The 13,063-nt window shown below is 65.5% G+C and carries 7 protein-coding genes; 1 reads left to right on the top strand and 6 read right to left on the bottom strand.

What is annotated here, in order from left to right:
- Positions 1–7: 7 nt before the first annotated feature.
- From ABXH26_RS12360 to ABXH26_RS12340, 5 genes are all read right to left on the bottom strand, one after another.
- Positions 8–1,066, bottom strand: coding sequence for a zinc-binding metallopeptidase family protein (locus tag ABXH26_RS12360; RefSeq protein WP_353567380.1), 1,059 nt, complete (start codon positions 1,064–1,066; stop codon positions 8–10).
- 93 nt (positions 1,067–1,159) lie between these two features.
- Positions 1,160–2,833, bottom strand: coding sequence for a ribose 5-phosphate isomerase B (gene rpiB, locus ABXH26_RS12355; protein WP_353567379.1), 1,674 nt, complete (start codon positions 2,831–2,833; stop codon positions 1,160–1,162).
- A gap of 114 nt (positions 2,834–2,947) precedes the next feature.
- Positions 2,948–3,424, bottom strand: a complete 477-nt coding sequence (locus tag ABXH26_RS12350) for an arsenate reductase/protein-tyrosine-phosphatase family protein (protein WP_353567378.1) — start codon at positions 3,422–3,424, stop codon at positions 2,948–2,950.
- A gap of 53 nt (positions 3,425–3,477) precedes the next feature.
- A complete protein-coding gene (locus tag ABXH26_RS12345) occupies positions 3,478–8,025 on the bottom strand; it encodes an Ig-like domain-containing protein (protein WP_353567377.1) in 4,548 nt (1,515 codons plus the stop codon).
- Positions 8,026–8,211: 186 nt separating this feature from the next.
- On the bottom strand, positions 8,212–10,326 hold the full coding sequence (locus tag ABXH26_RS12340; protein WP_353567376.1) for a RecQ family ATP-dependent DNA helicase: 2,115 nt from the start codon (positions 10,324–10,326) through the stop codon (positions 8,212–8,214).
- Positions 10,327–10,414: 88 nt separating this feature from the next.
- Between ABXH26_RS12340 and ABXH26_RS12335 the strand changes: the two genes are divergently transcribed.
- A complete protein-coding gene (locus tag ABXH26_RS12335) occupies positions 10,415–11,008 on the top strand; it encodes an HAD family hydrolase (RefSeq protein WP_353567375.1) in 594 nt (197 codons plus the stop codon).
- Positions 11,009–11,015: 7 nt separating this feature from the next.
- Here the strand turns inward: ABXH26_RS12335 and ABXH26_RS12330 are convergent, their stop codons facing one another.
- The gene (locus tag ABXH26_RS12330) at positions 11,016–12,896 is read right to left on the bottom strand and encodes an ABC transporter ATP-binding protein (protein WP_353567374.1); all 1,881 of its coding nucleotides are present in this window, start codon (positions 12,894–12,896) and stop codon (positions 11,016–11,018) included.
- Positions 12,897–13,063: the final 167 nt, after the last annotated feature.

Genomic DNA, 13,063 nt, shown 5'->3' with positions numbered 1-13,063 from the left:
TCGATCCTCAACTCGCGGATCGAATCACCCGATGGATGAACCGCAGCTTGTCGATGACCGGTGCCGACAACACGAACGGATAGGCGTCGTTGAGACCGATGCTGCGATTGAGCGAATTGAGCGCATAGGTGACGGGCAGCCAGGCACGGATCAACTGGTCGAAGGAGCCCTCGCCCAGCTCGTCGGGCAGGTCGTCGGCGTCCACCGCCGGCTTGCTGTGGTGCTGGGGCTCCAGCGACAGCCCGCAGCTCGCCGCGGTCTCCAGCACGGCGGTCAGGTGAAGGTAGTGGGCCCACGTTTCCGCCCAGTCCTCCCACGGATGCATCGAGGCGTAACGGCTGATGTGCGTCTGCTCCCAGCCCGCCGGCGCGCCTTGCGCGTAGTGGCGCTGGAGGGCGGCGTTGTAATCCTCCCGCTCGTCGCCGAAGCGCTCGCGGAAGGCGTCGAGCCGGCCGCCATCGCGGATCAGCCGGTCCCAGAAATAATGGCCGACCTCGTGCCGGAAGTGCCCGAGCAACGTGCGGTAGCGCTCGCCCATCTGCTCGCGGCGGCCCTCGCGTTCGGCGTCGTCGGCCTCGGCGATATTGAGCGTGATCACGCCGTTCTCGTGGCCGGTCATCACCTGCTCGGCGGTGTCGGCGAGGAAACGGAAGCCCAAGCCGTTGACCGGGTCCTGCATTCGGTTCTTCAGCGGCAGGTCAAGTTTGGTCAGCGAGTAGAGCAGTCGACGCTGGGCGGCGTTGAGCTTCCGCCAGCGGCCGAGGTTTTCAGGAAACGACAGGTCGGGAATGATCTCGGTGAACTGGCACCAGCGGCACAGGGGTGAGTCCGAATCGGCAGGAATGGCTTCATTGCAGAGCTGGTGGTCGAGGCCGTTCCGGCACAACCGGTAGCCCGCCTTCGCCGCTTCATTCCGAGGAGACCGCCACAGCCCGTCGGCATCCTGCTTCACCGCGCCCACGGCGAGGACCTCGGGCAGGAAGGCCAGCTTGGCCCCGCACGAAAGGCAGCTGTCGTTTTCGAAAAACACGACCGCCGAGCACTCGTCGCAATGGAAAATCTGCATGGATCCCCGCAGCTTACACGACCTTCGTGCCAGCGAAAGAGCCCGCCTGATCTTTCGTGCGGACGCCGAACGGCCGGGGCCCGCGAGCCGGCCTTACATCGGCATCGGGAACGCGCGCATGAAGTCGTGCACGCGGTCGCGGATCGCGTGGAGGGCTTGCTCGTTGCCGACGTTCTTGAGCGCTTCGTCGATGAAATCGGCCACCTTGACGATGTCGTCCTCCTTCATCCCGCGGGTCGTCACCGCCGGGGTGCCGATGCGGATGCCGCTCGGCTTCATCGGGGTGCCGGTGTCGAAGGGAATCGAGTTCTTGTTCACCGTGATGCCCGCCTCGTCGAGCGAGGTCGAAGCTTCGGAACCGTTGAGATTTTTCGGCCGGAGGTCGACCATCATGAGGTGGTTGTCCGAGCCGCCGGAGACGATGCGGTAGCCGTGCTCGGTCAGGCGCGCGGCGAGCGTCTGGATGTTCGTCACCACCTGCTGCTGGTAGGCCTTGAACTCCGGCTTGAGCGCCTCGCCGAAGCACACCGCCTTGGCGGCGATCACGTGCATCAGCGGTCCGCCCTGGATGCCGGGGAACACCTGCGAGTCGATCTTTTTCGCAAACTCCTCCTTGCACAGGATGATCCCACCGCGCGGGCCGCGGAGCGACTTGTGGGTCGTCGAGGTGACGAAGTCGGCGTGCGGCACCGGGTTCGGGTGGACGCCCGCGGCGACGAGGCCGGCGATGTGGGCCATGTCGACGAACAGGTAGGCACCGACTTCCTTGGCGATGGCTGACATGCGTTCGAAATCGATGATCCGCGAGTAGGCCGAGGCGCCGCAGGTGATCAGCGCCGGCTTGGTCTCGCGCGCCAGCTCGGCGAGGTGGTCGTAGTCGATCCGCTCGTCCTTTTCGCTGACGCCGTAGTGGGTGACGTCGTAGAAGCGACCGGAAAAGTTCGCCTTGTGGCCGTGGGTCAGGTGGCCGCCGTGGGCGAGGTCCATGGTCAGGATCTTGTCGCCCGGCTTCAGCACGGAGAAATACACGGCCGTGTTGGCCTGCGAGCCGGAGTGCGGCTGGACGTTCGCGTGCTCGGCACCGAAGAGCTTTTTCGCCCGCTCGATCGCCAGCGATTCGACCACGTCGACATTCTCGCAGCCGCCGTACCAGCGCTTGCCGGGGTATCCCTCCGCATACTTGTTGGTCAGCACCGAACCCTGGGCTTCCATCACCGCCGGTGAGGCGAAGTTTTCCGAGGCGATCAGCTCGATGTTGAAACGCTGGCGCTTCTCTTCATCAACGATCGCGGCGTAGATCTCGGGATCGTTTTCCGCGATCCGGGAACCGGAGGCCTTGCAGATGCGGCGCTCATGCCGACCGCCTTCGAATTCGGTCGCGAGAAACGCGTCGACCATGGCCTTGCCAGTCTCGATGTCGACCACCTTGCCGCCGAGGCAAAGCACGTTGGCGTCGTTGTGTTGGCGGGTGATGACCGTTTCCTCGACCGTGCGGACGTTCGCGCCGCGGACGTGCTCGAAGCGGTTGGCGGCCATGCAGACACCGACGCCCGAGGTGCAGCAGAGGATGCCGCGGTCATGGGTGAAATCCGAAACCGCCCGGCCGACGAGGTTGGCGAAATCCGAGTAATCGACCGACTCGCTGCCATGGGTGCCGAAGTCGGTCACCTGATGGCCCTTTTCCTTGAGGTAGGCGACGAGGGCTTCCTTCAGTTCGACTCCGCCGTGATCGGCGCCGACGGCAATGTTCATGGTCTTCTCGCTCATGGGCTGGCCGCAGGGAAATGGCCCACCAGCCCGGGAAATGCAACCCCTGAACCTTGGAACGCGAGCTTCAGCTCGCCGACGTCCCGTGCGAGCTGAAGCTCGCATTCCAATCCTTTAGGCCGAGGTCTGGTCGATGAAGGCAATGAGCGTCGGAATCGCCGCATCGAAGGTTTTCTCAACCTCCTCGTAGGCCTTCCGGCCCATGCCGATCGGATCCGGCACGTCGGCCCCGATGCCGCGGCCGGGGAGATCGACGAATTCGCACATCAGGTAAAACTTGTCCTCGTGCTCGGGCCATTTCGAGTGGAGCGCGGCGAGATGGCCGCCGGTCATGGCGAAAACGTGGGTTGCCTCGGCGAGCAGTTCGTCGCTGACCGGTTGGCTGAGGAACTCACCGGGATCGACGCCCCGCTTTTGCAGGATGGCCATCGACTCTCCGCTCATCGGCGAACCCGGGTAGGCGGAGACGCCGGCCGAGGCGACCTCGAAGTCGTCGCGATCCTTCACCGCGTCGCGAAAAAGCGCTTCGGCGAGCGGGCTGCGGCAGGTGTTGCCCGTGCAGACGAAGAGAACCGATTTCTTGGCAGCCATGGCCGGTGAGCGTGGTGTCCCACCGGCCAACGGTCAAGCGACCGCAAGACGGACTACGGCGAGGGGTAGCTGACTTTGACACGCCCGAAGCGGGCGGCGGACGTCCCGATCGACTCGCTGTCGCTCACCGTCACCCGCTCCCAGGTGGCATCGATGCTTTCCACCACCGGCGCCCCGGTCGCAGGCGAGAAGGAACCGGGAGTCGGTCCGAACTGCGCCTCGTAGATGAGGCCCGCCATGTCCTTCCGACGCAGGAAACGCAGGGCGAGCCGCGCATTTTCTCCCGTGTCCACCATTTCGGCCACCGGCAGACCGGACGGCGGCGATACCGCGGGATCATCGACATGTCCATCGGCGCGATCGGGACGCAGGCCGAAGGCGAACTCGAGCAACTTGGCCACGCCATCGCCATCTTCATCGGCCAGCAAGCTGGCAGCCGAGCCATCGACGCCATAGGTCTGCGCCCACTGGAGATAGGGCGTGAGATAGGTCACGCTGATGGAGTTCGAGGCGAAATTGAGGGCGCCCTCGCCGTCGGTCACGACGTCGGCCGGCAGTACGAGCGACACCGGCGTGGCCGAGGGACTCACGTCGACGAAATAGCTACTTCCGCCGCCCGTGACCGCCGTCACCACGCCGCCGTGGATCGTGAAGTCCGTCGGATCGAGGCCGCTCACCGGCTCGGAGAAAACCAGCCCCGCAGTGAAGGCTCCGCCGACCGATCCGGGCGGACCACTCAGCGTGGCAAGCGGCCGCACGCTTTCAAGTTCGAGCCGGTCCAAGCGCGTGCCGTCATCGCGACCATACACCGTCACGACGCGGGCCCCTTCCGCGAGGTTCAGCACGACCGGATCCGCCCCGTTGCGGTCGCTCAAATAATCCCACTGATAATCCGGCGCACCGACCGGCTGGGTGTCCCAGAGATACACGTCGCCCAGCGCCTGGCTGCCGTCGATTTCCACCCAGAACGAGTCGCTCGACGCATCGGTCGACCGGATCAACCCGCGCAGGCGGTAATCGCCCGCCCTCCGGATCACGAAACCGTATTCGGCGCGGTGATCGGTCTTCACCGGCGGGTCGAAGTTTCCGGGGTAACCTCCCTCGGGCAGCCAGAGGTACTCGCCATGCGGCGCGGCGGCGTCCGGCACCACCGCCATGCCTCCGCCGAGGAAGGAAGCCTCGCCGGCGTTTCTCGCGAGAAGCTCTTCAAGATAGAGCACGGAGACCGTGGTGCCCTCGACCATCACATTCGCAGCCGCATCGACGACCGCTCCCGGCAGGATCGAGATCGCCACCAGCCCCTCGGAATCAGGCGTGACGGTCAGCCGATAGTCATCGCCGTCGGGCGAGATGGCATCCAGCCGGCCATTGACGATGGAGAAATCGGCGGCCTCCAGCCCGCTGACCGGTTCGCCGAAGCCAAGTCCGATCTGGAATGGCCCGGCGACCTGCGACGGCACGCCGGTGAACACGGGCACGGGGGGCAGGGTATCGATAAAATGAAAACTCAGCGTTTCCGAGGCCAGACTGCCCACCCCGGACGGATTGACGGCATCCGTGGCGACCGAGACCTGCACGGTCGGATCCACCGGGGAAATCGTCGCGACATAGTAGTAGCCGGAACCCCGCAGGTCGCTGACGCCACCGCCCGTCACCTGGATACCGGAGGCATCGAAGCCGGCGACGTCCGTGTCGAACACGATGCTGACTTCGAAGCTGCCGTCGACGGTGCTTTGCGGTCCCGCGATCTGGCAACGCGCCGGCCGGCGGGCGACCAGTCCATCGAAACGCTGCACCGCCGCGCTGTCCGGCCAGGTGCCCTCGTCCATCACCGTCCACGTCGAAGCATCCAGGCTGTAGGAAACCTGATAGTCGGCGATCCGGCCGTTGGCGAAATCCTGGCGCGGGGTGTAGACGTAGCCGCCGAGTTCGCGGCTGGAGCCGAGATCGAGCGTGATCTGGTGGGGATGGGACGGCGTCGAAGCCGACCATTCGGTGTGCCAGTAGGTGTCCGGGTCGTCATCGACCGCGTTGCTGGCGGGGGCGAATTCTCCAACCAGCTCCTCGGAGTCGAAGTCGGAAACGTCGACCGAAGCGGCCGGCACCGCGTCTCCGTTTCCGTCGAGAATCGTGAATTCGCCCACCGTGGTCCAAGGATTGCCATTCACTTCCGACCAGGCGACCAGCCGGACGTAGCGCGCCTGCGGCGCTCCGATCGTCTCGAACTCGGCCGGATCGAGCCCGTTGATCCAGGCATTCAGGGCGGTCACCGCCTTGTCATCGACGACATTTTTCGCCAGAGGCGGCATGGCATTGCCATCGCCCACCGCGGCCAACCGCACGTGCAGCGCGGAAAGCGACGGATCGCCCGGCTTGATGTAGCGGCCGTCGGGCCCGAGATCGAAATTCCCGCGCAGCACGGCATCGATCAGGCCCTGCTGCTGGAGCGGCGTGCCGAGACGGGCGTCGAAACCCTCGAACTGGCCGCCCGGCCGGTGGCAATGGGAGCAGTTCGAGTCGAGATACGAGCGAACCCGGTGCTCCAGCGGTGCCGTGGTGTCGTCCAGCGGGCGCGCCTCGATATAGTCGGCCAGCTCTTCCGCGGTGAGCGTTCGATCGAACATGCCCAACGAGTTGAAGGTCGCGAGCTGGTTGGCCGTCCTGCCGGTCGATGGATAAAGGTGCGGTCGGTTGAGCTGCGCGGTCCGGAAACCGAGCGCCTGCCCGGCGGCGGGATTGTGGCAGAGCAGACAGTCGCCGCGCGATGGGTAGTCCCAGTTCCTGGTTTCCGTGACACCGGCGGCCGAGACGACCTCGTAGGCTTCGCTCAATCCGCCCGCGAGCAGTTCCGCATCGGTCCCTGCCTCGTTCCATTTGTAGGTCATCCCGTACTTCCCGCCGTTCTCGGTGCAGACGAGGAAACGGGTCTCCAGCCGCTTGACCTGCGAGGGGTCAATTTCGCTCAGCGAAACCTCGAAGTGCTTCACAAACACCGTCCCGGCAGGAAAAACCCAGTTTCCCTTTTCGCTGAAAACGATGTCCTCCGCAGCGCTGTCGTGGGTGCCGTCGTTCGGCAGGATCACCCACCGCTGCTTGGCCGCGCCATCCGACCACAGCGGATTGGCGACCTCGTAAGGAATGACTCCCGGAGCGGTTTCCAAAGTGGCCAGGTTGGTGAAAACGCCCGTCTGCGAAAGCAGCGCGGGAGGCTCGGAGGAGATCCCGGCGGTGGTCAGCTTGCGGATCGTCCCGCCCGATTGGTTGGTGCCGTTGACCATCATCAGGTAGACCTCGCCGGACGCGTCGGTGCAAAAATTCGCCAGCCCCGCTTTGTCGCCGGTTGGCAGGCCGGCGACGATTTCCTCCATCACCGGCGGGGTGTTTTCCTCGACCGAAGCCGTCCAGACCCGGCCGCGGGCGTGGTCGCCGAAAAGGATTTTCCCTCCCAGCAAGTCCTGCCATTTCGCCCCGCGATAACGCATTCCCCCGATGATGCAGCTCCCGACCGAGCGCGGATACACGAGAAACGGCGGACGGTCGTTTCCGATCAGCTCGGCGGGCCGTTCGGCCGGGCCGCCGATGTCACCCTCGCGGTATCCCCACTGGGCGTTGTCGCCCGCCGTCGCACGCGTCATTTCCTCGCGCGAGCCCTCGCCGACATCGCCCACCCAGACCTCCCCGGCGACGGCGTCGTAGTGCGCGGTATGAGGGCTGCGCCAGCCGAGCGAGGCATACTCCTCCAGCACCCCGCCCGCCGGATCCTGCCATGGATTGTCGTTCGGAATGCCGTAGCCCTTCGTTTCGCTCGGCGGCCAGCCCGCCGGCTTGTTCGTGGGGCTGGCAGGCTGCCTCCGGATCGGATGCGAGCGGGAGGGGTCGTTATCGACATCGATGCGGAACAACCCGCTGAACAGCCCGCCGTCGAGCCGCTGCGTGCGGCTCAGTGCCCCGTCCGGCCCCGTCAGCCCGCCGCCCTGGCTGCTGTCCCCGCCATCGCCGCAGGTGATGTTGAGAAAGCCCTCGTTGTCGAAAAACATGGCCCCGCCATTGTGCCAGCGGCAGCGGTCATACTGGTTCATCAGCACGAACTCGCTCGCCGGATCGAGCGTTCCGGTGGCGAAGTCCCAGGTGAATCGCGAAACCCGCCAATAGGAGTGGTTGGCATCGGCCCCGGCCAGCGCGGGGCGATGGTTGTAGCAGACGAAAACATAAGGCACCTCGCCCGTTGCCGGACCGAACCGCGGGTGGAAGACCGCGCTGTAAAAGCCCTGATCCTCCGAAAACTGGGTGTGCTCCCGCCAATCGAGCACCTCCACCACTTCAGCCGCGGCCACCTCCGGGTCCTTCGGGAAACGCCAGAGCTGGCCACTTTTTCCGACCACCAGCAATTCGTCGGCCCCGGGCACCTCGGCGAGCCAAAGAGGATCGACAAACGTCAGCGCCGGGAAGGCATTCACCACCTGCCAGCCCGACGCCGTGCCAGGCGGTGAGACCGGAAACACGCCATTGGCGAAGCCGCCGATCGGCACGGGTGCATCGAGGCCCGGGAGTTGCCCACTGGCGGCGGTCACGCCGCCCCATGCGATCGCCCAACGGAACACTTGGGCGCTCCATGAAATTAAACTTCTTCTCCCGAGCATTCGCACCGGCTAGCTGGATCCGCCGGTCACGACAAGCAAAGACATCCGACACCGGATCTCCCACCGACTCTCTCCAACGCGTTCATGTTGTGGAGGTCAAGCGGCAGAGCGCTTCCTTCGCGGACCTCCGTCATCCACGCCTGGCGGTCACTCCCACCGCTGGATCACGTCGAGAAACCCTCGCAAGAATCGTTGCGCTTTCACTTCGCCCACTCCGGGCACGGCCATCCCTTCATCGAGGGTCTTCGGCCGATACCGGCACAGCGCCTCCAGCGTTTTGTTGCTGAAAACGACGTACGGCGGCACCTGCTGCGCGCCGGCGATCTTGCCGCGGAGCGCGCGCAGCTGTTCGTAGAGGCCGGGGTCGAAGCCGTGGTCGTCGAGCTGCTGGACGGCGGCGGCCTCGGCCGGGCTATGGGCCTTCGGCCAAACGAGCCGGTAGCTCTTGCTGCCGCGCATCACCCGCTCGCCGCGATCGGTCAGGGTGACCAGCGGATACTCTCCCACCTCGACGCGCAGCAGTCCGGCATCGGTCATCGCGCGGAACAGGCCGTTGACGTAGCCGCTGCCCTTGTCGGCGAGCAGCCCGTAGGTGCTGAGCCGATCGAGCCCCGCCGCGGCGATCTCCTGCGAACGGCTGCCGAGCAGCATCAGCACGATCTTGCCGCGGCCGAATTTCCCCTCCCAGCCATGCGCGGTCTGGCGCGACATGCGGGCCACCCCGGACAAGGCCTTGCGGACGGTCAGGTGCTCCTCCTCGGTCGGCGCGCGATCTTCGCCGCCGTCGTCCTGGCAGACATCGCAGCAGCCGCAGGTGTCGGCGTTTTCCTCGCCGAAATACTCGAGGATCCACTGCTGGCGGCAGACGCGTGCATAGCACATCTCGACCATCGCCTTGAGTTTCTCGCGGTCGCGCGCGTCCTTTTCCTCCAGCGCGGCTTCATCGATCTCAAGGGCTTCGGGAAACACCTCGGGCTTGCGCAGGCGGGTGCCGCGCATCCGTTTCCCGGGAATATCGAAGCGCTCGATGTAGCCGGCCCGCGCCAGGGTCGCCAGCGCACTGCCGACCGCCATGCCGTTTTTCAGGCCGGCGCCGTCGGTGATGTCCTCGATGCTGCGGTGCACCTCGTGCTCGGCGTCGGCCTCGTCGCGCAGGTAGCGGTAGATGTCGCGGATCGCCTGCGCGCCGGGGTTGGCGCCATCAATGAAGAATTCCTGGGTACGAGTGTCGGCGTAGTTGAAGAGCAGCTCGCACACGGCCGACTCGCCATCGCGGCCGGCGCGGCCGGCTTCCTGATAGTAGGCCTCGACGCTTCCCGGGACCTCGTAGTGGATCACGAAACGGACGTCGGCGCGGTCGATGCCCATGCCGAAGGCGTTGGTCGCCACCGCCACGTCCGCTTTTCGCGAAAGAAAGATCTCCTGCGCCCGCTCGCGCTCCTTGTCGCTCATCCCGCCGTGGTAGGCGATGACCTTCATCCCCCACGAGGCCATCGTTTCGCTGACCTCCTCGACCTTCTTGCGGGTGGCGCAGTAGACGATGCCGGTGCGGTGCTGGCTGACGATCGCCTGCACGCGCTCGAGCTTCTGCTGTTTCTTGTCGACCGGCGTGATCGCCAGGGAAAGGTTCGGTCGCGAGAAGCCGCTGACCACCTCGAAAGGCTCGCGCAGCCGCAGCACATCGAGGATGTCCGCGCGGACCATCGGCGTGGCGGTCGCCGTCAGCGCCACGCACTGCGGGCGGCCGATCTTGTCCAGCGCCTTGCCGAGGCGCATGTAGTCGGGCCGGAAATCGTGGCCCCATTGGCTGAGGCAGTGCGCTTCATCGACGGCGAACAGGGAGACCTCCACGCCGTCCAGCGCGCGCACGAAGGACTCCGCGCGGAAGCGCTCCGGCGCCACGTAGACGAGCTTCCATTTTCCCGAGCGCATGCCGTCGAGACGCGCCCGCTGCTCGTCCCACGGCACGGTCGAGTTGATCAGGGTGGCCGGAATGCCCTTGGCGACCAGCGCGTCCACCTGGTCCTTCATCAGCGCGATCAGCGGGGAAACGACCAGCGTCACGCCGCGGAAACACATCGCCGGCAGCTGGTAGCAGAGCGACTTGCCGCCGCCGGTGGGCATCACCACCAGGCCGTCCTTTCCCGAGACGATCCGGGAAATCACCCGGTCCTGGCCGTCGAGAAAGCCGCCGTGGCCGAAGTGCTGCTTCAGCGCTTCGAGCGGCTCGAGGACGAGGGGCTTTTCGGCGGTGTCGGCCATGAATGCGTGTTCAAATGAATAAGCGAAGCGTTCGCCGGTCAAGGCCGGCTTGCCGGCGGGGAGCGGGTCGCTAGGGTTCCCCGCGTCCATGACAATCCTCTTCGACATCGGCAAGGTCCTTCTCGATTTCGACTTCGAAAGTTCCCTCCGCCGCCTGATCCCCGCCGGCGATCCCGACCCGGAGGGGCGGATGAGGCGCATCCTCGGCGACAAGGACGCTTTCGAGCGCGGCGATATCTCGCTGGAGGACTACCTTGATGAGGCCGAGCGCCAACTGGGACCCGGGGCGACGCGGCAGAACTTCATCGCCGCCTGGCGCGGCATCTTCACGCCCAACCGACCGATGTGGGAGACCATCGACCGCCTTGCCGCCGACGGCCACCGGCTGCTTTATTTCTCGAACATCAACCCGATCCACGCGCCGTGGCTGTTCGAGGAATACGAGGTCTTCCGCCATTTCGAAGGCGGGACCTGCTCGTATCTGGCCCGCCTCATCAAGCCGGAGCCGGCGATTTACCACCATGTGGTGGAAAAGCACGGTCTCGTCCCGAAGCACACCCTCTACATCGACGACCTGCCGGCCAACATCGCCACCGGGGAGGCCCTGGGTTTCCGCAGCCATCTCTACGACCTGCACCGCCACGATGCGTTTGAGTCCTGGCTGGCGGCGCAGCTGGGCTGACGGCGCCTCAGTGCTGCTGGTTCTGCAGCAGGCTTTGGAACAGCGGGTTGGTCGCTCTCAGCGATTCAAAGTCGCCATCGCCGACGATGCGCCCGTTTTCGAACACCAGAATCCGATCGGCGATGCGGATGGTGCTGAAACGGTGGGCGATGATCAGCGTCGTGCGGCCGCGGGCGAGATCGGCGAGTTCCTTCTGGATCTGCGCCTCGCTGTCGGCATCGAGCGCGGCGGTGGCCTCGTCGAGGATCAGGACCGGGGCGTTTTTCAAGAAGGCGCGGGCGATCGAGATCCGCTGCTTCTGGCCGCCGGAAAGCTGGGCGCCGCGCTCGCCGACGGGGGTTTCGTAGCCGTCCGGGAAACCCTCGATGAAGGGGTGGGCGTTGGCCAGCTTGGCGGCTTGCTCCACCTCGGATCGGCTGGCCCCGGTGCGGCCGAGTTCGATGTTTTCCCCGATGGTGCCGGTGAAAAGCACGGCCTCCTGCGGCACGAGGGTGATGTGGTCGCGCAGGTCCCTGAGGCGCAGGTCCTTCAAATCCACGCCATCCAGGGTGATGCGCCCTTCCACGGGGTCGTAGAAGCGCGGGATCATCGAGGCGAAGGTCGTTTTCCCAGCTCCGGAAGGCCCGACCAGTGCCACCACCTGCCCGGCGGGGATATGGACATCGATCGAGTTCAGCGCCGGCGCCCGATCGTAGGAGAATTCGACGTTTTCGAAGCGGAGTTCGCCTTTCACCCGCGGCAGGGCGACGGGGTGCTCGGGATCGGTGACGCCGTCGTCGGCGTGGAGGATCTCCTCGAGGCGGTCGAGCGAGGCTTCGCCCTGCTTGATGCGGTTGTGGATGTCGCCGAGCTTCTTGACCGGCTCGTAACACATGTAGAGGGCGATCACGAGCGGCACGAACTCCGTGAGGGTCATGCCGCGGGTGGATCCGATGGCCAGGGCCGCCGCCACCGCCCCGGCGGCCAGCATTTCGATGATGGGCGGGATCGAGTAGCGGTACTTGATGACCTTGAGGTGGAGCTTGGTCCAGCGGTTGACGCCTTCGAAGTAGCGGTTGGAAAGCAGGGCCTCGAGATTGAACGCGCGGACTTCGCGGGTGGCGGCGAGCGTTTCCGCCAGGATCGCGGTGTTGCTCCCGGCCTCCTTCTGCATGTTCCCCGCCCGGCGCATCAGTTTTTTCCCGAGGACGCGGATCGGGATCACCGAAAGAGGAATCGTGAGCAGGCAGCCGAGCACGAACAGGGCGTCCGGCTCGGTGATACTCTGATAGATCAGGAAACCCACGCTGAAGATCAGCGTGAGCGGCTGCTTCACGAGGTCGTTGCCGACGATGGTGATCACGCCCTGCAGCATGGTCGCATCCGAGCTGACGCGGCTGATCAGGTCGCCGGATTTCTTGCCGCTGAAAAAGCCGAGCGGCAGCTTCTGGAGCTTGTCGAAGACCGAGTGCTGGATCCGCTTCAGGATGTGCAGGCCGGTGGCGGTGATCCAATAGGTGTTGAGAAATCCGGCCAGCCCACGGATCAGCGCCGCCAGGGGGATCAGGATGGTCGCACCGATCAGCATCACCTGCTGGCTGTGCTCCTCCCCCACATGTTCCGCCACCCAGGCCCGGGTCTCCATGACCTTGTCGCGGCTTTGCATCTCGCTCTCGAAAGCCTTGTTCAGCACCCGGTTCCCCTCCTCCTCGCCAGCGGCTTGGTGGACGTAGGCGATGACCTGCTCGACCTCGGGCTTGGGGCCGAAGATGACGGGGAAGACCACCTTGACCAGCAGCGGCATGCCGAAGCCGCTCGCCGCCGCGTACACCGCCCCCGCCGCCAGGCCGGCCAGGAAGGTCGACCTCGCTTCCTTCAGGTAGGCGAAGTAGGGGAAAAAGCGTTTCATGCGAAGGGCGGACAGCCTCCCCTGCCCTTCCGATGCCGGCAAGCCCGATTCCCTCCGCGGTCCGACGCGTGGATTTCCCTTGCATTCCGCGCCCTTCGATTTTTTTCAGACGCACGTCGGAAGCGGCAACGCTTGAGCCTCGCACGACGGCCAGAAGGCATCGCCCC

The organism is Haloferula sargassicola, from assembly GCF_040362925.1.
GTDB classification, from domain to species: domain Bacteria; phylum Verrucomicrobiota; class Verrucomicrobiia; order Verrucomicrobiales; family Akkermansiaceae; genus Haloferula; species Haloferula sargassicola.
The sequence above is the reverse complement of the archived record's forward strand: the minus strand, read 5'-3'. Positions and strand labels throughout refer to the sequence as shown.